The organism is uncultured Rossellomorea sp., from assembly GCF_947488365.1.
Taxonomy (GTDB): domain Bacteria; phylum Bacillota; class Bacilli; order Bacillales; family Bacillaceae_B; genus Rossellomorea.
On record NZ_CANKZT010000001.1, the window covers coordinates 177,179 to 199,687 of the forward strand.

Genomic DNA, 22,509 nt, shown 5'->3' on the forward strand with positions numbered 1-22,509 from the left:
TTTCCTCCTTAAGATTTTAAGATTGTTTCCTGTTCATGCAGAACAAACCCTGCACCATTCCCACGGATTCTACGTTTCTCGTAAAGAGAGATGTCTACCACATCAGGCTTTTTCAAAAAATACTTCTCTAATTCAATTTCTACTAGATCAAAGGCTTTCTCATCTGATTCAGCCGCTACTACGACAATCGTGACGAAGTCGTGAGTAGTCACTTCAAATCGATACAAGTTCATCCAGCATGCCTCCTTACGCTTCCTGAAGTAATTGATCTAACGATTCTTGAAGGGGAGCGGTACCGACCCGGTTGATATAGTCAAAAAAGGCTTCTCCCGGTTCTTTTGTTTGTTTAAAATGAAGGAGCAATTGCTTTACCACTCCTGTCAGGTTGCCTGCTTCCACTTTCCCTTTTAACTTTTCATTCAGTTTTCCACCGTCTTGAAGAGTTCCTCCTACGTATATTTCAAATGCTTCGATCATCTTCTTATCTTTTGTTCTCATTTTAATTCCTTGTAGCCCGATATCGGCGATTTGTCGTTGGCCGCATGAATTCGGGCATCCCACCATGTGGATTCTGACAGGGACATCCAATGAAAGTTCCCGATCCAATTGGTTGGCGATTTGCCTCATCCTTTCCTTCGTTTCCACTAAAGCGAGATTACAATATTCGATGCCTGTGCATGATACGGAATACCCGATGAAGGATAGTGGACTTGTTGAAATGCGATCAAAGATTTTCTCAGAAAGCAAAGCATTAACTTGTTCATCTGGAATGTTGGGGATGATGAGATTTTGAGAATTACAGTTTCTCAGTTCTCCATTCCCGTATTTCTTGGAAATCCTCGCAAGCTCATATACTTCATCAGAATTTAAGCGTCCAACCGGAACATTCAGCCCCACATAATTGAGTCCTTCCTGTTTCTGTGGATGTACTCCGTAGAAATATCCTGCATTCCATCCTTCCACGGCATCTTCTCCCGCAGGTAAAAGTTCAACATACTGTAACAAGGTTTCTTTGAATTTCTCCGGTCCCCAATCTGCCATTAGGAATTTTAACCGGGCCAAATGTCTTTTCTCCCGATAACCGAAGTCGCGAAAAATCGTGGTGACGGCTATTGCGACTTCCTTCACTTGGTGAGGAAGGATGAATACATCCAACTCTTGGGCTAGGAATGGTCTTGCGGACAATCCTCCACCAATCTTCAGATGGAAGCCGACTTCTTCTTTACCGTCAATCAGCTTTTTCGCAGGAACAAAGGAAACACAATTGATTTCAGCATTCGACGCATTATTGATATTTGCGGAAATGGCTACTTTATATTTTCGCGGTAAATTAGAAAAGTCTTCGTTATGCTGGAAGAAATCATACACTTCTTTCACAATACTCCTTGTATCAAAAAGTTCATCAGGATCGATCCCTGCAAGGGGGTTCCCGACGATATTACGTGTGATATCACCACATGCACCGGCAGAAGACAATCCGACCTTTTCCAAACGTTTGAAGATGTCCGGAATCTGTTCAATCTTCAACCAGTGAAATTGAATCGCCTGTCGGGTGGTGATGTCATAGACGTCTCTTCCATACTCTTTACAAATGGCAGCGAGCTCCAGAGCCTGTTCATGTGTCAGGATTCCCGAGGGAACGTTCACTCTCATCATGAAATAGCCGTCTTCCTTTGGTCTTTGTAAATACAAACCTGCCCATTTAAATTTATCCCACTCTTCTTTCGGAATCGAAGAAAAGCCGTTTTCCGCATAGTAAGGAATATCTTCAAAGATAGACAACCCGTCTTTCTCCAGTTTCCATTGTTCTGTTTTGTTCAATTTTTCATTTGACTCCCATGATTTTGAATATGCCATGATTTTCTCCCCTTATATAAGTTGTTTTTGATTCAATACAGTTAGTAAGTACTCCACGCATTCTTCAATTGAATGTTTCTCTGTATCCAGTACCACTTCCGGTTTTTCAGGTGCTTCATAAGGAGCACTGATTCCCGTAAAATGAGTGATTTCCTCGTTACGTGCTTTTTTGTACAAGCCTTTCGGATCGCGCTTTTCACATTCTTCTAAAGAACAATGCACATAAACTTCGATAAATTCATCAATCTCCACTAACTTTCGTACGAGAGCACGATCTTCCCTGTATGGTGAAATAAAGGCTGTCAGCACAATTTGACCGCTGTCGATGAAAAGTTTGGACACTTCGCCAATTCTCCTAATATTCTCCTTGCGATCTTCTTCCTTAAATCCCAAATCATGGTTTAATCCATGACGGACATTATCACCGTCCAGAACATAGACCTGATGTCCTTGTTCGAAAAGAGAGTGAGCCAATGCATTGGCGACAGTCGATTTCCCTGAGGCGGATAAACCCGTGAACCATAAAATAAAGCTTTGATGTCCATTTTTTTTTCGTCTCTCTTGTTTCGTTACTGCGGTTTCATGCCATACGACGTTTTCTGATTTTTCATTCAACCCGGTATCCTCCTTAAGACGTTTGTCTAGCTTCTTGCTTTAGGCCTTTAATTAACACTTCGATCACTTCAGGGCGACTGAACGTTGAAGGGGGAACTTCCCCATTACGGAGCATTCCTCTCACTTTTGTCCCGGATAAAATAACGTGATCGCTCTTATCATGAGGACAAGTCTTCGTAGTCGCCATCCCTTCGCATCTCTCACAGTAAAAACTATGTTCGAAGCGGAGAGGGGTAATCCCTATCTCTTCTTCATTGAACTGATCAAATATTTTCTGTGCATCATAGGTACCATAATAATCACCAACACCGGCATGATCTCTCCCGACGATAAAATGCGTGCATCCATAATTTTTTCGTACCAGTGCATGGAAGATGGCTTCCCTTGGACCGGCGTACCTCATGGCAGCAGGGAAGACTCCTAAAAACACACGATCTTTAGGGTAATAGTTCTGTAATAGAACTTCATAGCTCTCCATTCTGATGCCCGCTGAGATATCATCCGCCTTTGTTTCGCCAACCAACGGATTTAAGAAGAGTGCATCCACGGTTTCCAATGCCGTTTTCTGAATATACTCATGGGCCCTGTGAACAGGATTTCTCGTTTGGAAACCGACAATCGTTTTCCATCCCTTTTCCTTAAACAACTTTCTCGTTTCACTTGGGTCAAATGTATACTCGTTGAACGGTTTGGAAAGACGTTTAATAAGGCTGATTTTCCCACCTACATACACATCTCCACGTTGGAATAATTTCTTGACACCTGGATGATCCTTGTCGGTCGTTCCGTATACGAGAAAGGCTTCTTTCTGTTTGTCTGGTTCATAAATATCCTCGACTTCAATGAGGCCATATGTTTCCCCCTTATAAACAAGGCGGCTCTTTAAGCCTTTCTTTACGTCTCCTGCTTTTTCTTTTGCAATGGGCAAGGTAATCGGGATGCTCCACACGCTGCCGTTTCGCAAACGTAAACTTTCTACTACATGTTGATAATCAACTTCAGTCAAGAATCCATTTATAGGGCTGTATGCACCTATTCCAATAAGTTCCAAATCACTTAACGCGGTTTCGTCTAACGGGATCTCATGGAGAATATCCTCATAGGGCTCTTCTGGTAAATATGATTGAACAAGCGTTCCTCCGTGGGGCTGTAAACTCATCATTTATCCTCCTTAACATATTGTTTTAATCGGAATTAAGATTAAATTCCGCCTCCGTCTTCGTGAACGGATCGCCTTTCTTCATTGATCACTCGCATGAGGGATAGTGCTCCCACAGTTGCGATAATGACGCTTATTGGAACCACAATCGAATATAGATCGCTATCGATCACGAGCTTTACTAAAAAATATGAAATACTAAGTGAAATCAGGGGAGAGACCACCCATATTTTGACGATTTTTTTGACAATTTTCTTTTGCAGCATATGTTTGCCGTTCTTCGCCATCCCGAGGCCTATGATCGAGGACGAAGTAACCTGAGTAAGCGGAATCGGTAATCCATACAGTGAGCTCACCATCACAAGGATCGCTCCTGTAGAAGAAATGAGGATTCCTTCGGCTTTTGAATAGTGTGTAATTTTTTTCCCGTTTGTTTCCACTACTTTTTTCCCCAGTATGATAGCTCCGAGGGCAACGAATAAGCCACCCAGCCAAATCCCCCGAGAAGGAGACATTAAACCCGCACCCACTAATGGACCGACGGCGTTGGCTACATTATTCATCCCTGCCGAAAACGCTTCAAAGAATCCGGCGATAATCAAAAGGTACGCAAGCCACCTTTTTTCAAAATGGAAACCACGCTTTTCAAGTTTTACTAAACATATACCGAATACCCATGTAATCCCGAAGGCAATGACCGGGACAATCACCCAGAATGACATGATTGTTAAAAGTGATTTCACATATAGAACTTGATATGCGACTCCAACTCCTACAACCGCTCCTACCGTTACTTCACTTGTAGACAGCGGGATCCCTATCACATTTGCAAGGAACAAGGATATGGTGGCGGATAACAAAATGATGACCACGATTTTGATGGAGAGTACATGCTGCGGGATAATCCCTGAACTAATGGTTTTAACTACTTCTCCACCACCAAGAACAGCACCACTCAGGACACCTGCAGCGCAGATCCATAATGAATTCCTGATGTTTTTTATTGCTCCTGCACCATACGCAACCCCCATCGATGCTGCCGCTCCGCTGGCACCAATGTTCATAGCGAAGAACAAGCTTATGATCAGGGCGAATGTTTCAAGCAAAGAATGTCACCTCTTTTTAATGAAGACCGCATTCGGTTTTCCCTTTTCCTTTCCATCTACCGGAGCGAAGATCATTGATGTCTATGGATGGTGTTGTACAATGGAAGCATCCGATACTTGGATACCCCTGATCATGAAGTGGATTATAGGATAGGTTATGCTTATGGACATACCTCCAAATCTCCTTCCACGTCCAGTGAATCAATGGACAAATCTTAACTGATTGAAACTTGTCATCCTTATTGATGAATTCAACCTGACTTCTTGTAGGTGATTGTTCTCTTCTTAATCCTGAGATCCAAGCATTCCCTTTGGATAAGGAATCTTTTAAAGGGTCAAGCTTTCGAATTTGACAGCATTGATTGGGGTTTCTCTCCCACAACTTATCTCCATATGTTCCTGCTTGCTCTTGGAGCGTTAATTCAGGCTTTTTCATATGAATGGTGATACCAGGATACTTCTCCTTCACCTTTTCAATCGTTTCATAGGTTTCCTTGAAATGAACACCTGTATCAAGAAATACTATGGCTGCTTTCGGTTGCACTTTGGTTAGGAGATCGATTAATACAATCCCTTCAATGCCAAAACTGCATGCATATACGACACTTTCACCATAATGATCATACGTCCACTCAAGGACGTTAAGCGCTCCTTTATAGACCGGATCAATTTCAAAATTGATGGATGGTTTTTTCCAAGTTTGATAGGTTAACATGATACACCCCTTTCCCGCTCATCCAAACAAAAAGAGGCGATAACAAGATATAGGAATTTCCTTTATCTGTGTTATGCGCCTCTAGTTTGTCTAGTCAGCTTATTTAATTCGCACTTTCTCGTTTTTCTCCAATTGAATGACTTTACCGTCCTGAACCACAATTGTAATCGATCCAAAACTCATCGTCTTCAACATCGAAGTGATCTTTTCGACTACCACATCATAATCTGCTTCTTGATTTTTTTCTTTAGTCACATGATTCCCCCAATTTTTATCTTATCCAGAAAAACATGAATGAAAAAAAACAACCCTCCATTTTGGAAAGTTGTTCAGGTAAGGATACCTTATCTTCCAAAATGACTTCACATTTTGCTGGAATTAGCACCTTACATAACGTAGGTTGCTGGGCTTCGCAGGGCCAGATCCCTCCACCACTCTGGATAAGAGTTATTAATTTTAATATTCTAAATAATATCATATTCTACAAGGAAGTCAACCCGAGTTTCTCTATCGGATTTATGTCTTTTGGCTTATTTTTCTTGCAAAGCCTTCATTCTCTTTATTTCTATTCGCTTTATTAACGCTATAGGACACTATTTTCACCTGAGTGATCAAAATAATTGAAAGATTAATTTACCCTCGATCACTTTTTTCTGGTCCTGGTTGACCGCAAAAACTTTAAAATGTATGAGATCATCCTGTTTTTCTGATACTTCTGCAATCAATGTAATGACATCGTTCAATAAAACCATCCCTTTAAACCGGACGGTGTACTCTTTGATATATCCTTCTTCATAAAGATCACTAAAAAGCTTGGAGACATTGCCCATCGTCCACATGCCATGAGCAATGACTCCTGGAAGACCCAGTTTATGCGCCTCCTCATCGATCGTATGAATGGGGTTATAATCCCCCGAGGCTCCTGCATATTTGATTAAGTCGATTCTCGAGACTGGACCTAACTCAACAAGGGGAAGGATTTCACCTATATTAAAGGATGATAGTTTAGTCATATTCCCAACCTCTCTTTAACCGCTTCAGTGATAATGACAATCGCTTCGGAAGTGAAAACCCTTTTCCCTCCTGAATCTTCACCGATGTCTTCTATTACAAGAAAACCAAGTGTTCCACCCGATCCTTTCCGTTCATAGTAATCTTTTATTTTCGTGTAACACTGAATACATTCCCCGACCTTCAGTGGTCTTTCATAGTGAAAAGATTGTTCACCATGAATTAACCCGACGTTCGGTAAATGAAAACCTTCAATCGTTCCATAGTCGAACACTCTGGGAAAAGTGGGGGGAGGGATATTCCCCCTGAACCTGGATCTCTTTCCTGCTTCTTTATCAACATAAATGGGATTGAGATCTCCAATGGCTTCGGCAAACTTACGGACCGCTCCTTTTTCCACACAATTTTCTACGGAAGTTGAGCGTTTACCAATATAAGATTCAAACATATCCTTCACCTCTTTCTCCCTTTAGGCTTTCGGCCCGCCAGCTACGTATAGGACTTGACCGTTAACGAATGACGAGCTTTCATCCGCAAAAAACGCCACTGCATTCGCTATATCTTCCGGCTGCCCGCTCCTTCCTACAGGAATTCCTTGAAGACTCGCTTCCACCAGTTGTTCAAAGGGTATTCCGATCCGCTTCGCCGTTTCTCTAGTCATTTCCGTTTCGATGAATCCGGGGGCGACTGCATTGGTCGTAATGCCCAGAGGTCCAAGCTCTATTGCCAGAGTTTTCGTTAAACCTTGAAGACCTGCTTTAGCGGTAGCGTAATTTGCCTGTCCGCGGTTACCGAGTGCAGAGGTAGACGAGATATTAATAATACGGCCATACCTGTTCTTCACCATATGACCTTGCGCTGCCTTTGCTACGTTAAATGATCCTTTCAAATGCACATCCATGACCGTTTGCCAATCGTTATCGGTCATTTTAAATAGCAAATTGTCTCTGATGACTCCTGCATTGTTGATGACAATATCAACGGAGCCGAAAGTTTCATAGACTTCGTTTATGGCCTCTTCTACTTCCCGGGATTCTATTACATTCGCAACTTTTGTATATATTTCATACTTTTTCAATTCCTCGCTGATTTCCAAAAGTGCCTCTTCATTCACGTCAATGATGGCAACCATTGCCCCTTCTTCTGCAAAGAGCTTTGCAATCGCTTTACCGATCCCCCGGCTCCCGCCTGTTACTAAAGCTACTTTTCCTCTAAATCTATCACCCATTCACATTACCTCCCTATTCCTTTAAACAAATTGGCCCACTTTTACATGCCCTTTTAATAGATTCCGTGAAATGATCAGTTTTTGAATTTCATCAGTACCATCATAAATCCGCCACAATCTTGCTTCACGATACCAGCGTTCGATGGGAAGCTCTCTTGTGTAGCCCATCCCTCCGTGAATTTGAAGGACCCGATCCACTACCCGATTGCCCATATTCGATCCGTACAGCTTGGCAATCGATGCAACATGGCGATTATCTTCTCCTTGATCCAGCGTGAATGCTGCATTTAGCACAAGCCATCTGGCAGCTTCAATTTCCACGGCAGAGTCAGCGATCTTCCATTGAATCGCTTGTCTATCCGCGATTGGCTTTCCAAATGTCTCCCTTTCCTTTGAATAGTCAATCGCCATTTGAAGTAAGCGTTCCGCTGCTCCTACCGCTTGTGCCCCTACAATCCACCGTGCGAACCCGATCCATTCCAGGCCAAGATTGTAGCCACCATCAATTTCACCCAGAATATTTTCTTCAGGCACCCGCACGTCATCAAAAAACAGACTGGCCGGTCCCCATTCCCCCATGGTATGAATGTATTCAGATGTCCATCCCATCCTACGATCGGCAATAAAACAGGTTACTCCGTCCCGACCCGTTCGCCGATGCTTTTCCTTATCGGTCACCGCCATGACCATGACAAAGTCTGCTTCATTTCCGCCCGTAATAAAGGTTTTTTCACCATTTAACACCCACTCATTTCCATCCTTCACTGCGGTCATCCGAATGTTTTGAGTATCGGATCCAGCTCCCGGTTCCGTCATGGCGAAGCAGGACTTTTTCTCTCCGTTTATAGTGGGGATCAAATAGTTCTTTTTCTGTTCTTCGTTGGCATAGTATAGGATGTTGTCTGCATAACCACCGAAACTGAAAGGCACAAAGGTTTTGGAGATTTCCATATATACAATGGCCATCATCATTTGCCCGAGATCCGCTCCGCCGTACTCTTCTGGTGTATTGATCCCCCAGAACCCTGCTTCCTTTGCTTTTAACTGTAGCTCATTTCTTTTTTCCGGGGAAAGACTTGGTTTTCCTTCCCGTTCATTTCTTAGCACTTCATTTTCTAAAGGTATAAGTTCTTTCTCAACAAATTTACGGATGGTTTTTTGAATCATCCTTTGTTCATCTGATAACCGTAAGTTCATACCGGTTCCCCCCTATAAAGTCCTAGAATTTTGGTTGCAGGATTACCTTTCCTACCGTTTTTCTTGCCTGCATGAGTGAATGAACCTTTGCTGCTTCTTCTAAAGGAAACACATGACCAACCGTTACTTTCAATTCCCCGGACGCGACGTAATGAAAGATTTCATGAAGGGTTTTCTGGGTAAGTTCGGAATCTCTCATGAGAGGAGGGAGGAAGAACCCGATAACAGATTGATTCTTTGCCATCAATGAAGAAGGATAAAATCTGCTCTGCTCCCCGCTTGCTACTCCGTAAATGACCATTCTTCCGAAATAGTCGAGACATTTTAACGTTTTATAGAAAATGTCACCGCCAGCCATCTCCAATGCCAGATTTACGCCCTTTCCATTTGTTGCTTCTAAGACGTCTGCTTCCCAGCCATCCTGAGTGTAGTTGACTAATACGTCTGCCCCCATTTCCCCAGCAAGACGTAACTTTTCCTCTGTACTGGCCGTGGCAATCACCTTACCTGCTCCAAAACGTTTTGCCAGTTGGACGGCAAGCAGGCCAACGCCACCAGCAGCTGCATGAATGAGGACGGCTTCTCCCTGTTGCACTCTTCCCAATGTTTTCAAAATATGATAGGCACTTAAACCCTGAACAGGGATGGCGGCAGCTTCTTTGAAATCCAATCCATATGGGAGGGGGATCACCGAACGCTCATCTGTCAGGGCAAATTCTGCATAACCTCCGGAATCCATCATGGCTACAACCCGGTCTCCCTTTCTTACTCTCGTCACATCTTCTCCCACTTCAGTGACGATTCCCGCCACTTCAGAACCCGGAATATATGGGAGTGGGGTTTTTACCACATATTGCCCTTCCCGTCTTGCTGTATCAGCATAATTGACTGCAGATGCATGAACTTCGATAAGGACTTCTCTACCTTGAGGCACCGGAACATTTATATCCACATTCTCTAATACATTAGGGCTTCCAAACTCTTTAAACTGAATGGCTTTCATCCTAATCCCTCCTATTTCCCTGAAAAAGATGGTCTTCTTTTTTCTTTAAATGCTGAAACTCCCTCAGCATGATCTTCAGTTGAAATCATCATTGTTTGTGTGATTCGTTCTTGTTCAAGTATTTCATTCAATGATGTGGTGAATGAACGATCAATCATTTTCTTCATCATTCCATATGCTTTACTTGGACCCAAGGCTAATTCCTGAGCCCAATCAGTTGTTTCCTCTTCAAGTCTTTCAGAAGGGACAATACGGTTTACCACACCTAAGTCATACATTCTTCTTACAGCCACAGGTTCTGCTGAAAAGAAGAATTCTTTCGCTAAATGAGGACCGATGATGCGTGGAAGAAAATACGAACCTCCGCCATCGGATATAAGACCTACTTTAGAGAAGCTTAAAGCAAATTGACTATCTTCTGAAGCGATAATCAAATCGCAGGAGAGGGCCAGATTAAATCCGGCACCTGCTGCAAAGCCGTGTACCGAGGCGATGACCGGTTTATCTATTTCCTTAATCGCTTTAATGCATGTATTTAATATCCCGATATGTTCATAGACTTCTGTTGATGTGGCGCTCCCCATTGTTTTCACGTCGCCGCCTGCAGAAAAGGCCCTCCCGGCACCGCGAATCACAATGGCTCTAATTTCCTCATTATGTTCTGCTTGCTGGAGTGCTTCGACGATTCCCGTAAGCATGCTCTCATCAAAGGAATTCAAGCTATCCGGTCTGTTTAATGTCAATGTAAGCACCCGGTCAGTGGTTTCAATTAGTAAAGAGGTTTTCATCGTTTCGATCATCTCCTTGTCTTTATTCCTGGCGCTCGAATGCAGCTTGATTTCCAAGGGTGATTAAAGATTCCGCAAACCGATCAAATTGAGAAAATCGTGGATCCCTGGTTTGCCCCATCTTAAAGCGGTAATAGATTTGTTGCACAATGACTGCGAGCTTAAAGTAAGCAAAAGATAAATAAAAATGGATATGGTTCACGTCCCTGCCGCTTTTCCTGGCATACTCTTCGATAAATTGCCTTCTGCTGTAAAAACCGTCCATGATCGTTACCGGAGGCTTTCCAAGACCGAACTTTAATAACTCGGGATCATCATTCTGTATCCAATACCCCATAGCGACACCTAAATCTGCAAGGGGATCGCCAACGGTCGCCATCTCCCAGTCAAATAACCCCACCATGGATTTCATGTCAGAAGAAAACATGGCATTGTTTAATTTATAATCATAATGAATGATTGTCGATTCAGCATTTCCTGGTACATTCTTTATCAACCAGTGTGTCAGCTGATCTACTTCACCAATTTCACTTGTTTTGGCACGCTCGTAACGATTGATCCACCCGTGTACTTGTCTTTCCATAAAATGTTCGGGCTTACTGATTTCATTAAGAGTTGTTTTACTGTGATCAATGGAATGAAGTTCCACCAGTTTAGAAACCATTTCCTCCGATATTCTCCTGCAGACATCTGGGGTTACATGGAGATGCGAGGGAAAGGAAGTATCAAATACTTCACCCCTTTTTCGCTCCATGATAAAAAATGGGCTGCCTACGATCCTTTCATCATCAGAGAATACATACGGCTCCGGTGTAACCCCGAATAGTGGTTGAATTTCTGAAAGAATCCTAAATTCTCTTTTCATATCATGAGCTTTTGGAGCCACGGGTCCCAAGGGAGGCCGTCTCAGAACACCTTCCCATTCACCCATTTTTAATAAATACGTCAGATTTGAGTGTCCCGCAGAAAATTGCCTTATGGATAGGTCTTCTTGAATGAAGTTAGGGAAATGCTCATTCAAGAAGTATTTTAAATTGGTTACATTCAGTTCTTCTCCTTGTCGCACCGCTACCGTTTCATATCCTGTTTTTTCAGTCATGTTACCCCTCCCTAATTAAGAATATTCAGTCTTTTCTGATTGAAGATGAATGCTTAACTGCTCTTTTAACAACTCAGGGATCATTTTGCTTTGCTGCTCAAGAAAATCAAAATAAACGATCACCGCATTTCCCTTTGCTATCAATTGATGGGTGTTCGCACATAAGATATCATGCTCTAATTGAAAGCTCTTTGATCCAATTTTTGATAGATAGGTGGTGATCTTCAGCTCTTGATTAAAATATCCTTGGGATATAAAGTCACATTTGGTTGAAGCCAGAATAAATCGCCAGTCTTTCACATCCATATCAAATCCGAGAGCTTGAAAGAATCTAATTCTTGCTTCTTCTAAATAAACAAAATAAGTTGTATTGTTGATATGACCTAATGCATCCGTTTCGCAAAATCTACTCGTTACCATGATGGTTTCCATTTGCACGCCCTCTCCTTCCATAAATACTAACCAGTCGGTATGTTAATTCGAAAGGAAATCCTGTAGATGATTTCCCATTTACTATGACTCAATCCCTTTTAATACCATATCGACAAAAGTCCGGGCAATTTCATGATCGGATTTCGCACCATCAGGTTTATACCATTGGTAGCTCCAATTCATCATTCCGAGAATTCCAAAAGCTACAATCGATACGTCAAAGACCTCATGAAAGTCCCCGTTCTTCCTACCTTCTTTCAGGAGAGTTTCAATATTATATCGATACATATCCCGCTTAGGCTCAATTGCCTCCAGACTTTCCTTGCTCAAGTGCCTCATTTCTCTAAAAAATACTTTGGCACTGCCCCCTTGCTCTTTAATGTCCAGAATGGAAAGATGGACAATATCATATAGTTTTTCCATGTAGCTCTTCCGGTCATCCCCAAGAACTCTTTCCTGTTTAGATAATAAGCCATCAATATAGCTCATGTGAATTTCCCTTAACAGCTCTTCCTTACTGGAAAAGTAGTAATAGAATGTTCCTTTCGTTACACCAATGGATTCTACGATGTCCTGGATGGAAGTAACAGTAAACCCCTTCTCATCAAATAAGCGTACAGCATGTTCTGTAAGTTTTTCTTTCATCTGAAATCCTCTCAATCTGCAAATATCACCTGAATTATATCATATTACCTCACGCTTTCACGCAGAGCTCTTCTTAATATTTTCCCAACACTCGTCTTAGGAAGCTCATCACGGAACTCGATGATTCTTGGTACCTTGAATGAAGACATATTCTCCTGACAGAATCGAACCAATTCTCCTTCAGATGCCTTTTCCCCTGACTTTAAGACGACCACTGCCTTAACGGTTTCTCCTCTATAAGAGTCCGGGACTCCGATTACAACAGCTTCCTGTACGCTTGGGTGCTCGTAAATGACTTCCTCGACTTCCCTCGGATACACATTGTATCCTGATGCAATGATCATATCCTTCTTTCGGTCTACTATTGATACATACCCTTCATCATCCATCCGGGCGATGTCCCCTGTGTAAAGCCAGCCATCTCGAAGGGCGTGGGCAGTCTCTTCAGGTAAATTCCAGTAGCCTTTCATGACTTGAGGGCCTTTAATTATGAGTTCGCCCACATCCCCTAAAGGAACCTCCTTAGTACCAGTCGCTAAATCGACTACCTTATAGTCTGTGGATGGAAAGCCGATTCCGACGGTTCCCGGCTTTCTTTCTGCAAAAGCTGGGTTGCAATGAGTCGTTGGTGAAGCCTCTGATAAACCGTATCCCTCTAATATTTTCGCTCCTGTTTTCTTCTCGAATTGATTCAATAACTCTACTGGCATCGGGGCACTTCCGCTATTACAAATCTTTATAGAATCAATTCCGTACTCTTCTGCCTGTGGATGATTGGTGATTGCCACGTACATCGTCGGCACACCTGGGAACAGTGTAGGCTGTTCGTTTTTAATCGTTGTTAATACTTCGGTCAATTCAAACCTGGGGAGCAAGATCATTTCATTGGCCGAATAGACCGCAAAGTTCATACAGGAATTCATCCCAAACACATGAAAAAACGGAATCACACTCAGGCTTCTCTCTTTTCCTCTTTCGATGCTCTCTTTAAAGAAAAGTTGACTCTGAATGACATTTGAAAGAATGTTTTTATGAGTGAGCATAACTCCCTTGGATGCACCGGTTGTCCCACCTGTATATTGAAGGACTGCCACGTCTTCTTCAGGATTTATCGACACGGGCGATACTTTACCATCCCCCACCCTTAAAAATTCATCAAAGGAGTAGTCTGAAGCACTGTATTCCTTCTGGAGGCTGACTACGATAATCGTCTTGATCTCTGTTTCCTGTTGTATAGATTTAACCATAGGATAAAAACGGTCCAATACGACGATTGTCTCAGCTCCCGAGTCATTTAGCAGATGGATTAATTCCCTTTCAACTGACATCGGATTCACCTGTGTGACAATTCCCCCGAATGTAAGGATTCCATAATAAGAGATCACATATTGCGGACAGTTCGGGAGCATGATCGCCACCCTGTCTCCTTTCTTCAATCCAATATGTTGAAAGGATGAAGCAAGCATGGAGACGGCACCTTGAAGTTCACCATACGTGATCCGTTTTTGATAAAAGCTGATACATGGATGATCCGGGAATGAAGAAACGGTATGTCGAAGCATTTCTGGTATTGAAAAATCCACCGCAGGAATTTCAGTCTCATACGCTAAAGGGTAATGACTGAGCCAAGATTTAGTTGTCATAAAATCATTCCTTCCATTTCAGATTACTCATATACTAATTCTGAATGTACCTTAAAAGATTAATCCTCCACCATCAACAGATAGTGTGGCACCGGTTATAAAGGAAGCCTCATCAGAAGCTAAAAACAGAATCGCTGATGCGACTTCTTCTGGATTTCCAATCCGTCTTAGAGCATTTGATTGAGAGATCGCCGACCATTTCTTCTCATCTTTCTTCCAACCATTGATGATGTTCGTATCAATAACCCCAGGCGCTACTGCATTCACTCGAATATTATCCTTTCCATATTCCAGGGCAGCATTTTGTGTCAGTAGGATGACACCACCTTTTGCCGAATTGTAGGCTGACACGTATTTGCGGCCCTTTAAACCGAGAAGGCTCGATACATTCACAATTACACCATCTTTTTTCATCAATTCAGGTATGGCATACTTCATTCCCAGAAAAATGCTCTTTAGGTTTGTATCCAATACGGCATCCCATTCGTTTTCGTCCAGATCAATACTCCTGACTTCCGACTGTCCGATTCCTGCATTATTGATAAGGATATCGAAACCTCCGAAATGTTCTACCGTTGTTTGTACGAGGGATTGAATGCTTTCACTTTCCCGCACATTCGTCTTGACAAAGAGTGCACTTCCTTTTTTTTCGTGAATGAGTCTGACCGTTTCTTCACCACTTGCATCATCCAGATCTGCTACTACCACAGCAGCACCTTCTTTTGAGAACCTTAGTGCTGTAGCGCGCCCAATTCCTCCGCCCCCACCTGTAATAACGGAAACTTTCCCTTGTAATCTCATCATCATCCAACTCTCTTCCTAGCTCTCTACAGGAGAAGCTTTTTCGTGTTTTCTCAATTCCAATTTTGCCAATTGGGCGCGGTGTACTTCATCAGGTCCATCAGCAAGGCGCAGTGTACGGGCATTTGCCCATTGAGCTGCCAACGTGTAGTCATCCGATACTCCTGCTGCCCCGAACGCTTGAATGGCCCGGTCAATCACACGTAAAGCCATGGAAGGAGCCACCACTTTAATCATGGCGATTTCCTGTTTCGCTGCTTTATTGCCGACTGTATCCATCATGTAGGCTGCTTTCATTGTGAGAAGTCGGGCTTGTTCGATTTCAATTCTTGAATTCGCAATCCATTCTCTTACGACCCCCTGATTTGCCAACGCCATTCCAAATGCATCACGATCCTGAACACGCTTACATAATTCTTCAAGTGCCCGCTCTGCTGCCCCGATTAATCTCATACAATGATGGATTCGCCCCGGTCCTAATCTTCCTTGTGCAATAGCGAAACCTTTTCCTTCACCCCAGATCATATTTTCTAGAGGGACTCTCACTTCGGTAAAGGTGATTTCTCCATGACCATGAGGGGCATGATCGTAACCGAACACAGGAAGCATACGCTCAATTTTCACACCCGGTGTATTAAGTGGGATGATAATCATTGATTGCTGTTCATGACGACTCGCTTCTGGATCCGTTTTTCCCATCAAAATTGAAAAGCTGCACCGAGGGTCACCGGCGCCAGATGACCACCATTTCTTCGCGTTAATGATGTATTCGTCTCCATCCCGGATGATACTCGCCTTTATATTCGTTGCATCGGAAGACGCGACATCAGGCTCAGTCATAGAGAAACACGAACGGATATCACCATTTAGAAGTGGGATAAGATATTGTTGTTTTTGAGTGGGCGTCCCATAACGTTCCAACACTTCCATATTTCCTGTATCAGGAGCATTGCAATTAAACACTTCAGGGCCGATCAGAGATCTCCCCATGATTTCACAAAGAGGGGCGTATTCTACATTATTGAGCCCTGCCCCATATTCGCTTTGAGGAAGAAATAGGTTCCATAATCCTTGTTTCTTCGCTTCAGCTTTTAATTCTTCCATGATTGTAGGAACCCCACTCCAGCGGGTTTCATGCTGATTGAGCTGATTTTCATAGAGGGATTCGTTCGGGTACACGTATTCTTCCATAAAACGGGATATTTTATTTTGATATTCTTGTACTTTTGGAGAATAGGAGAAATCCATTACATCCATCCTTTCTTAACCACCACATGTAATACTTCCCACTTGGTTACATCGCTGAGGATCCACCATCCACGACGAGAACTGAACCAGTGACAAAGTCAGATGCACGAGCCGCCAGGAAAAGTGCCGCTCCTTTTAAATCATCTTCGGTACCGAATCGATTTAATGGTGTTCCGTTTAAAATGGCTTCCCCTGCATGAGATAGAATTCCTTTTGACATTTTTGTTGGAAAGAATCCCGGTGCAATTGCATTCACATGAATTCCGCGGGATCCCCATTTCACGGCTAGATCCTTCGTGAAATTGATGACCGCTGCTTTACTGGTGCTATAGCCAATGGCATCCATATAACGTGGGTCTGTACCTTGAAGACCTGCTACGGAAGCAATATTAATGATTTTTCCTCCCTGTTGCTCGAGCATTAATTTCCCCACGGCCTGTGACATAATAAAAGTACCGTTTACATTCACATTGATCACTTTATGCCAAGCGTCAAGAGGCATTTCTTCTGCAGGTGCCCCCCAGGATGCACCACTGTTATTCACTAAAATATCAATGCGGCCGAAAACCTTCTTCGTTTCATCTACAACGTGCTGTACATCTTCAGGATTAGTGACATCACATTTCAATGCCAGTGATTGGACACCAATTTCTTCTAATTCCTTCTTCACGTCTTCACATGCTTCAACGTTTCTCGAGCATACTACAACGTTTGCCCCCGCCTCAGCAAACCCTGTCGCGATTTGTTTTCCGAGCCCCCTGCCTCCTCCAGTCACAAGGGCAACTTTACCTGATAAATCAAATAATTCATTCACATGCATGGTCGTGCCTCCTCATCTTTTACAGCATTTCATTCACACACCTTAGATACTAACCGGTCGGTATGTTTAATTCTATAGTAATGAATATAGTCTGAATTTTCAATCATAATGACTGGAAATAGATAAATTAATTTTCATACAAAAGAAAAACTGACTCATATTTGAATGAGCCAGCCCTCTTTTTTAAGCTTCTGCTTCAATGATTTCTTTGTTGTACGTTTCGTTATCCAAATCCCCTGTCACTTTACTTGTTATGATTCCAGATGTCATTGCACCACTCACATTAACTGCTGTTCGCCCCATATCAATCAAAGGTTCAACAGAAATTAATAGCCCCGCTAACGCTACTGGAAGATCCAAGGCGGATAGAACAAGGATAGCAGCAAACGTAGCTCCGCCTCCAACGCCAGCAACACCGAAGGAGCTGATGGCCACCACTACGATGAGCGTAAGAATAAAGGAAGGGGTTAATGGATTAATCCCGACAGTCGGTGCAATCATCACTGCAAGCATGGCAGGATACACACCTGCACAACCGTTCTGACCGATGGATAACCCGAATGATCCTGAGAAGTTGGCAATCCCTTCTGAAACACCCAATTTATTCTTTTGTGTCTGAATGTTAAGTGGAAGTGTTCCGGCACTGGATCTCGACGTAAAAGCAAATGCCAATACAGGAAAAACTTTTTTCATGTAAGTGACCGGATTTAAGCCAAGAAGAGTAAGCATGATTAAGTGAATGGCAAACATGATAATCAAGGCCACATAAGACGCTCCAACAAATTCTCCAAGCTTCATGATACTATCAAAATTACTCAATGCCACTGTTTTAGCCATGATGGCCAACACACCGAATGGAGTGAGTCGTAACACCAAAGTCACGATTCTCATCACTACAGCATAGACGGAATCAACGATCTTCTTGAAAAATTCAGCAGCCTCAGGCTCTTTGCGCTGAGCCCCCAAGTAAGCGATACCGATGAAAGCTGCGAAAATTACGACAGCGATCGTTGAGGTTGCTCTTTGTCCCGTCAAGTCCAGGAACGGATTCGCAGGTAAAAGCTCGAGAATTTTTTGAGGATAACTCTGGCCTTCTAAAGCTGTTGCTCTCTCCTCTAATTGAACACCCCTTGCCGTTTCTGCATCTCCTTGATCAATCTGGATCGCTTCCAAGTCAAAAGCCACGGTCGTAGCAATTCCGACAGCAGCAGCAACGGCTGTTGTGCCTACCAGCAATCCAATGATCAGCACGGAGATCTTCCCTAAATTATGCGACCGTTTTAATTTAGTGAAGGCTGATATTATGGACACGAACACTAATGGCATGACAATCATTTGCAGAAGTTTAATATAGCCGGTTCCGACGATGTTAAACCATTCGATCGATTGTGTGACATTTTCATCCCCTGCTTCATATACCCACTGTAATCCAAGACCAAATAAAATTCCCAGCCCCAGAGCGGTAAACACCCGTTTTGAAAATGAAACATTTTTCCTTTGCATATAAAGTAATACACCAATGAGAACAAGAAACACCAAAATGTTTAACAAAACAAACCAGACATTCATTCTTACCCCTCCCTCTTATCGTTGATGATAATACAAGTTAGACCGAGGTCTACTGTATAGTATGATGAGGGAGTGGGAGATATGTTGCTATAGTGGTTTAATTTTTTATTGTGGATCGCTTACGATCGTAAAAGCTTTTGTTGGACAACTTGGGATAAGTTTTCCGTGCGAAAGGGATGTTTTGAAATCGCAGAAATGACTGCGACACCGTCCGCACCTGCTTCCAATACTTGAGAAGCATTACTGTCATGAATGCCTCCAATCCCGACAAGGGGGATATCGATCCCATATGTTCTTATTGACTGGATGATTTTTGGGCCACGGACCTCTCTGCAATCATTCTTTGTATTGGTAGGAAACATTGGACCGACTCCAAGATAGTCTGCCCCGGACTCCACAGCTAACCTGGCTTCAATCACGTCATGTGAGGAGACACCAAGTATTCTATTCCCTATTTTCCGACGGACTTTTTCGATAGGTTCATCCTCCTGACCTATATGTACTCCATCTGCGTTCATTAATAACGCCAGCTCCACATCATCATTCACGATAAAAGGAACACCGTGTTGACGACATAAACGCTGTAGCTCATGTGCCAGCTCAACTTTCGCATCACCTTCTAAACCTTCCATACCTTTTTCACGAAACTGAAACATGGTAACTCCGCCTAAAAGGGCTTCTTCTAATACAAGTGCCGGATGCTTCTCACAATTATGGCTTCCCATCACAAAGTATAATTGCAGACTTTCTCTGAGATTCATACATTCATACCTGCATGGTACGCCCAATGATTCGTCGGGCCGTGTTCACTCCCAATTCCCAGGGAGTCACTGATCGCGGCAGTTATAAATTGTTTGGCAGTTTGGACAGAATCATAGACCGTATGTCCTTTTGCCAATTGTGCTGTAATCACAGCAGAGAATGTACACCCTGTTCCATGTGTATGTGGTGTGAAGACTCTCGGACTGCTAAACTCATAAAATCTCTTTCCATCAAAGAGTATGTCAGTCGCTTGTACAGATTGAGCATGAGATTGATGCCCACCTTTAATCACCACATGTTTTGGTCCCATTTGGAACAATACCTCCGCCGCTTTCTTACGTTCAACATCATTCAGAATGTCTATACCTGTCAACGCCTCCGCTTCTGGAATATTCGGGGTGATCACATAAGCAAGCGGGAACAATAATTGGGTGAGGGCATATATGGATTCTTCTTCCAATAAAGATGCGCCACCTTTTGCAATCATCACTGGATCCACAACAAGCATATCCCAGGAGCGTGAAAGGACAAAGTCGGCAACACTAGAAATGATATCTGCATTCACTAACATGCCTGTTTTAATCGCTTGAGGTGATAAATCTTCAGCAATGGATGTCAGTTGTTCAATGACAGCCTCTGGCGATAATGGATACACTCCTTGTACTCCTCTTGTATTTTGTGCAGTAACCGCAGTGATCGCAGACATTCCATACACTTTCAGTTCCTGAAACGTTTTAAGATCTGCTTGAATTCCTGCTCCGCCCCCGCTATCAGATCCAGCAATCGTCAATGCTTTTTGAATCATGCTGTTTTCCTCCTTTCAACCTAAGTAACGGTGATAAACTGATTTTGCTTCACTAATATCTTTTGTTCCGTGAATGATAGCCCGCCCATCTTTGAAAAGTACGATTCTATAGGCTTCAACACTGAAAGAAACCAAATACGGATTTGTGTCCACTTGCTTCCCTTTATTGTGAAAAGATTTAGCTATTTTAACGAGATCAACCTCTTTGGTTGAAGAAGGACGTATTTGAACAGAGTCTCTCCCACAGAGGACAGCTGTTTTTGTTTGATTTTCATACTGGAGACCTGGATATGTTCGTTGGTCTCCACATGAAGGGCAACTTCCTCTTTTCAACTTCCTCACATCCATTGAAGTATGCTCATTTTTCCATAAATCAAAGGAAACCACCTTATGACTCAGGGCTTCAATGTCTCCCACTAAAAGTTTTAATGCCTCGGTTGATTGGTATGCAACAACCATGGATACAGCAGGACTGATGATTCCCGCTGTATCGCAGGTTAAACCTCCTATCGGAACACGCTCGATTAAACATTGAAGGCATGGAGTGATTCCAGGAAGAATGGTTAATGAGATACCATAACTTCCTACACAAGCTCCATAGATCCAGGGAATGGAATATTTTTGTGATACGTCATTAATGATCATTCTCGTATCAAAGTTATCCGTGGCATCGAGGATAAGATCCACCCCACGGGCAAGCCATGACATCTCCTCAGGCATGGCGTCCAGGATATGTCCTTCGATTTCAACTGTTGAATTAATCGCTTGAAGTCTTTTTTTGGCTGCTATCGCTTTCGGGAGACGATTCCTTGCATCCCGCTCGTTGTACAGCTGCTGACGTTGAAGGTTGCTCCACTCCACATAATCACGATCTACGATTGTAAGTTTCCCGATGCCAGCGCGGACAAGTGCTTCCGCGATTCCAGTTCCCAGTGCTCCAGCCCCGATGACTAACACATGTTTATCCCTTATTCGATTCTGCCCCGCTGTTCCAATGGGAGTAAACAATGTTTGTCTTGAATATCTATCTTCCATCAAACACTCATCCCCTCCAACGGGCTGCTTGCTGATGCATAACGTTTCTTCGGAATTCTACCAGCTTCATATCCGAATCGGCCGGCTTCAATGGCTAGCCTCATGGCATTAGCCATTTTGACAGGGTCGGTAGCCGAAGAAACGGCTGTATTAAGTAATACCGCATCTGCCCCTATTTCCATTGCAAAAGCCGCATCTGCAGGAGAACCAATTCCGGCATCCACAATGACAGGTACCTTGGCTTGTTCAATAATGAAGCGAAGATTGACTGGATTGATGATTCCTTGCCCTGATCCGATGGGCGACGCACCAGGCATAATGGCGTGAGCACCTAATTCTTCTAATCTTCTGGCAAGAACCACATCATCCGACGTATATGGAAGCACTGTAAAGCCTTCTTTTATTAATTCCTCCGTTGCTTTCAGTGTCTCAACGGGGTCGGGAAGCAGCGTTTTATCACATCCGATCACTTCCACTTTAATCATGTCACAAAGCCCTGAAGCTCTCGCTAATTTCGCATGTCGAACCGCTTCCTTAGCACATTTTGCCCCTGCTGTATTCGGTAACAATGAATAGTTTTCAAGATTCAGCTTTTCTAAGAAATTAGGTTGACTAGGCTCAAAAATATTCATACGCCTTACCGTGAATGTAAGAATTTCTGCACCGGAAATCTCGACAGCTCTTTTCTGAATATCAAAATCAGGATATTTTCCCGTCCCCAGTAATAGTCTTGAATGGAATGTGTACTTTCCGATTTTTAACATTTCAACCGCCTCCTACAAATTGGATTAGCTCAATTGTATCGCCCTTATTCAGTTCAGCCTTTTCATGCTCATCTTTTTCAAGAATGTTTTGATTCTGCTCAACTATAATCACTCGATTTTCAAATTTAAAATAGTGAATTAAATCTGCTATAGTCGAAATTGTGTCTGGTACCGTGACCACCTGTCCATTTATCCGTAATTCCACTT

The 22,509-nt window shown here is 43.0% G+C and carries 26 protein-coding genes and 1 riboswitch; all 26 genes read right to left on the minus strand.

What is annotated here, in order from left to right:
- Positions 1-8 precede the first annotated feature (8 nt).
- Entirely contained in the window at positions 9-233 is a 225-nt protein-coding gene (locus Q1B03_RS00950; protein ID WP_299737191.1) for a DUF3906 family protein, read from the minus strand.
- Between the two features lie 13 nt (positions 234-246).
- Positions 247-1,857 (minus strand): nitrite/sulfite reductase, encoded by a 1,611-nt coding sequence (locus tag Q1B03_RS00955; protein WP_299737193.1) that lies wholly within the window; start codon positions 1,855-1,857, stop codon positions 247-249.
- A 12-nt stretch (positions 1,858-1,869) separates the two neighbouring features.
- Positions 1,870-2,472, minus strand: a complete 603-nt coding sequence (gene cysC / locus Q1B03_RS00960; protein WP_299737195.1) for an adenylyl-sulfate kinase — start codon at positions 2,470-2,472, stop codon at positions 1,870-1,872.
- 13 nt (positions 2,473-2,485) lie between these two features.
- Positions 2,486-3,631 carry a sulfate adenylyltransferase gene (sat, locus tag Q1B03_RS00965; protein ID WP_299739548.1) on the minus strand — a complete coding sequence of 382 codons (1,146 nt, stop codon included), beginning with the start codon at positions 3,629-3,631 and terminating at the stop codon, positions 2,486-2,488.
- A 41-nt stretch (positions 3,632-3,672) separates the two neighbouring features.
- A complete protein-coding gene (locus Q1B03_RS00970) occupies positions 3,673-4,695 on the minus strand; it encodes an inorganic phosphate transporter (protein ID WP_299739550.1) in 1,023 nt (340 codons plus the stop codon).
- Positions 4,696-4,753: 58 nt separating this feature from the next.
- The gene (locus Q1B03_RS00975; protein ID WP_299737197.1) at positions 4,754-5,452 is read right to left on the minus strand and encodes a phosphoadenylyl-sulfate reductase; all 699 of its coding nucleotides are present in this window, start codon (positions 5,450-5,452) and stop codon (positions 4,754-4,756) included.
- Positions 5,453-5,551: 99 nt separating this feature from the next.
- Positions 5,552-5,707 carry a YezD family protein gene (locus tag Q1B03_RS00980; RefSeq protein ID WP_299737199.1) on the minus strand — a complete coding sequence of 52 codons (156 nt, stop codon included), beginning with the start codon at positions 5,705-5,707 and terminating at the stop codon, positions 5,552-5,554.
- A gap of 86 nt (positions 5,708-5,793) precedes the next feature.
- Positions 5,794-5,899, minus strand: a riboswitch (SAM riboswitch).
- Positions 5,900-6,063: 164 nt separating this feature from the next.
- Positions 6,064-6,465, minus strand: coding sequence for a MaoC/PaaZ C-terminal domain-containing protein (locus tag Q1B03_RS00985; protein WP_299737201.1), 402 nt, complete (start codon positions 6,463-6,465; stop codon positions 6,064-6,066).
- Positions 6,462-6,911: a MaoC family dehydratase N-terminal domain-containing protein gene (locus tag Q1B03_RS00990; protein WP_299737204.1), complete on the minus strand. Its 450-nt coding sequence runs from the start codon at positions 6,909-6,911 to the stop codon at positions 6,462-6,464. Before Q1B03_RS00990 ends, Q1B03_RS00985 begins: the two co-directional genes overlap by 4 nt.
- 21 nt (positions 6,912-6,932) lie before the next feature.
- Positions 6,933-7,691: a 3-oxoacyl-ACP reductase FabG gene (fabG, locus tag Q1B03_RS00995; protein ID WP_299737206.1), complete on the minus strand. Its 759-nt coding sequence runs from the start codon at positions 7,689-7,691 to the stop codon at positions 6,933-6,935.
- 21 nt (positions 7,692-7,712) lie between these two features.
- Entirely contained in the window at positions 7,713-8,888 is a 1,176-nt protein-coding gene (locus Q1B03_RS01000) for an acyl-CoA dehydrogenase family protein (protein WP_299737208.1), read from the minus strand.
- A gap of 22 nt (positions 8,889-8,910) precedes the next feature.
- A complete protein-coding gene (locus tag Q1B03_RS01005) occupies positions 8,911-9,891 on the minus strand; it encodes an NADPH:quinone oxidoreductase family protein (RefSeq protein ID WP_299737210.1) in 981 nt (326 codons plus the stop codon).
- A gap of 11 nt (positions 9,892-9,902) precedes the next feature.
- On the minus strand, positions 9,903-10,679 hold the full coding sequence (locus Q1B03_RS01010) for an enoyl-CoA hydratase/isomerase family protein (RefSeq protein ID WP_299737212.1): 777 nt from the start codon (positions 10,677-10,679) through the stop codon (positions 9,903-9,905).
- Between the two features lie 22 nt (positions 10,680-10,701).
- Entirely contained in the window at positions 10,702-11,778 is a 1,077-nt protein-coding gene (locus tag Q1B03_RS01015; protein WP_299737214.1) for a phosphotransferase family protein, read from the minus strand.
- Between the two features lie 15 nt (positions 11,779-11,793).
- Positions 11,794-12,210 carry a thioesterase family protein gene (locus tag Q1B03_RS01020; protein WP_299737216.1) on the minus strand — a complete coding sequence of 139 codons (417 nt, stop codon included), beginning with the start codon at positions 12,208-12,210 and terminating at the stop codon, positions 11,794-11,796.
- Positions 12,211-12,291: 81 nt separating this feature from the next.
- Entirely contained in the window at positions 12,292-12,855 is a 564-nt protein-coding gene (locus tag Q1B03_RS01025; RefSeq protein WP_299737218.1) for a TetR/AcrR family transcriptional regulator, read from the minus strand.
- A 44-nt stretch (positions 12,856-12,899) separates the two neighbouring features.
- A complete protein-coding gene (locus tag Q1B03_RS01030) occupies positions 12,900-14,498 on the minus strand; it encodes a long-chain fatty acid--CoA ligase (protein ID WP_299737221.1) in 1,599 nt (532 codons plus the stop codon).
- 51 nt (positions 14,499-14,549) lie between these two features.
- Positions 14,550-15,299, minus strand: coding sequence for an SDR family NAD(P)-dependent oxidoreductase (locus Q1B03_RS01035; protein ID WP_299739552.1), 750 nt, complete (start codon positions 15,297-15,299; stop codon positions 14,550-14,552).
- An 18-nt stretch (positions 15,300-15,317) separates the two neighbouring features.
- Positions 15,318-16,547 (minus strand): acyl-CoA dehydrogenase family protein, encoded by a 1,230-nt coding sequence (locus Q1B03_RS01040; protein ID WP_299739554.1) that lies wholly within the window; start codon positions 16,545-16,547, stop codon positions 15,318-15,320.
- Positions 16,548-16,593: 46 nt separating this feature from the next.
- Complete coding sequence (locus tag Q1B03_RS01045) at positions 16,594-17,367, minus strand: SDR family oxidoreductase (protein WP_299737223.1); 774 nt, start codon at positions 17,365-17,367, stop codon at positions 16,594-16,596.
- A gap of 183 nt (positions 17,368-17,550) precedes the next feature.
- Entirely contained in the window at positions 17,551-18,936 is a 1,386-nt protein-coding gene (locus tag Q1B03_RS01050; RefSeq protein WP_299737225.1) for an L-cystine transporter, read from the minus strand.
- Positions 18,937-19,055: 119 nt separating this feature from the next.
- A complete protein-coding gene (thiE, locus tag Q1B03_RS01055) occupies positions 19,056-19,697 on the minus strand; it encodes a thiamine phosphate synthase (RefSeq protein WP_299737227.1) in 642 nt (213 codons plus the stop codon).
- Positions 19,694-20,503, minus strand: a complete 810-nt coding sequence (gene thiD, locus Q1B03_RS01060) for a bifunctional hydroxymethylpyrimidine kinase/phosphomethylpyrimidine kinase (protein ID WP_299737229.1) — start codon at positions 20,501-20,503, stop codon at positions 19,694-19,696. Before thiD ends, thiE begins: the two co-directional genes overlap by 4 nt.
- Positions 20,504-20,518: 15 nt before the next feature.
- The gene (locus tag Q1B03_RS01065) at positions 20,519-21,538 is read right to left on the minus strand and encodes a thiazole biosynthesis adenylyltransferase ThiF (protein WP_299739556.1); all 1,020 of its coding nucleotides are present in this window, start codon (positions 21,536-21,538) and stop codon (positions 20,519-20,521) included.
- A complete protein-coding gene (locus Q1B03_RS01070) occupies positions 21,538-22,302 on the minus strand; it encodes a thiazole synthase (protein WP_299737231.1) in 765 nt (254 codons plus the stop codon). Before Q1B03_RS01070 ends, Q1B03_RS01065 begins: the two co-directional genes overlap by 1 nt.
- A gap of 1 nt (position 22,303) precedes the next feature.
- The gene (gene thiS / locus Q1B03_RS01075) at positions 22,304-22,507 is read right to left on the minus strand and encodes a sulfur carrier protein ThiS (protein ID WP_299737233.1); all 204 of its coding nucleotides are present in this window, start codon (positions 22,505-22,507) and stop codon (positions 22,304-22,306) included.
- Positions 22,508-22,509 lie beyond the last annotated feature (2 nt).

What these genes read in the sequence shown, in the direction of transcription:
- Q1B03_RS00970 (WP_299739550.1), bottom strand. Translation starts at nt 4,695, where the DNA reads ATGAACATTGGTGCCAGCGGAGCGGCAGCATCGATGGGGGTTGCGTAT.
- Q1B03_RS00985 (WP_299737201.1), bottom strand. Translation starts at nt 6,465, where the DNA reads ATGACTAAACTATCATCCTTTAATATAGGTGAAATCCTTCCCCTTGTT.
- Q1B03_RS01000 (WP_299737208.1), bottom strand. Translation starts at nt 8,888, where the DNA reads ATGAACTTACGGTTATCAGATGAACAAAGGATGATTCAAAAAACCATC.
- Q1B03_RS01010 (WP_299737212.1), bottom strand. Translation starts at nt 10,679, where the DNA reads ATGAAAACCTCTTTACTAATTGAAACCACTGACCGGGTGCTTACATTG.
- Q1B03_RS01045 (WP_299737223.1), bottom strand. Translation starts at nt 17,367, where the DNA reads ATGCATGTGAATGAATTATTTGATTTATCAGGTAAAGTTGCCCTTGTG.
- Q1B03_RS01050 (WP_299737225.1), bottom strand. Translation starts at nt 18,936, where the DNA reads ATGAATGTCTGGTTTGTTTTGTTAAACATTTTGGTGTTTCTTGTTCTC.
- Q1B03_RS01020 (WP_299737216.1), bottom strand. Translation starts at nt 12,210, where the DNA reads ATGGAAACCATCATGGTAACGAGTAGATTTTGCGAAACGGATGCATTA.
- Q1B03_RS01025 (WP_299737218.1), bottom strand. Translation starts at nt 12,855, where the DNA reads ATGAAAGAAAAACTTACAGAACATGCTGTACGCTTATTTGATGAGAAG.
- sat (WP_299739548.1), bottom strand. Translation starts at nt 3,631, where the DNA reads ATGAGTTTACAGCCCCACGGAGGAACGCTTGTTCAATCATATTTACCA.
- fabG (WP_299737206.1), bottom strand. Translation starts at nt 7,691, where the DNA reads ATGGGTGATAGATTTAGAGGAAAAGTAGCTTTAGTAACAGGCGGGAGC.
- Q1B03_RS01065 (WP_299739556.1), bottom strand. Translation starts at nt 21,538, where the DNA reads ATGGAAGATAGATATTCAAGACAAACATTGTTTACTCCCATTGGAACA.
- Q1B03_RS01070 (WP_299737231.1), bottom strand. Translation starts at nt 22,302, where the DNA reads ATGTTAAAAATCGGAAAGTACACATTCCATTCAAGACTATTACTGGGG.
- thiE (WP_299737227.1), bottom strand. Translation starts at nt 19,697, where the DNA reads ATGAATCTCAGAGAAAGTCTGCAATTATACTTTGTGATGGGAAGCCAT.
- Q1B03_RS01040 (WP_299739554.1), bottom strand. Translation starts at nt 16,547, where the DNA reads ATGGATTTCTCCTATTCTCCAAAAGTACAAGAATATCAAAATAAAATA.
- Q1B03_RS00990 (WP_299737204.1), bottom strand. Translation starts at nt 6,911, where the DNA reads ATGTTTGAATCTTATATTGGTAAACGCTCAACTTCCGTAGAAAATTGT.
- Q1B03_RS01015 (WP_299737214.1), bottom strand. Translation starts at nt 11,778, where the DNA reads ATGACTGAAAAAACAGGATATGAAACGGTAGCGGTGCGACAAGGAGAA.
- thiD (WP_299737229.1), bottom strand. Translation starts at nt 20,503, where the DNA reads ATGATTCAAAAAGCATTGACGATTGCTGGATCTGATAGCGGGGGCGGA.
- Q1B03_RS00975 (WP_299737197.1), bottom strand. Translation starts at nt 5,452, where the DNA reads ATGTTAACCTATCAAACTTGGAAAAAACCATCCATCAATTTTGAAATT.
- Q1B03_RS01005 (WP_299737210.1), bottom strand. Translation starts at nt 9,891, where the DNA reads ATGAAAGCCATTCAGTTTAAAGAGTTTGGAAGCCCTAATGTATTAGAG.
- Q1B03_RS00950 (WP_299737191.1), bottom strand. Translation starts at nt 233, where the DNA reads ATGAACTTGTATCGATTTGAAGTGACTACTCACGACTTCGTCACGATT.
- Q1B03_RS01035 (WP_299739552.1), bottom strand. Translation starts at nt 15,299, where the DNA reads ATGAGATTACAAGGGAAAGTTTCCGTTATTACAGGTGGGGGCGGAGGA.
- Q1B03_RS00955 (WP_299737193.1), bottom strand. Translation starts at nt 1,857, where the DNA reads ATGGCATATTCAAAATCATGGGAGTCAAATGAAAAATTGAACAAAACA.
- Q1B03_RS01030 (WP_299737221.1), bottom strand. Translation starts at nt 14,498, where the DNA reads ATGACAACTAAATCTTGGCTCAGTCATTACCCTTTAGCGTATGAGACT.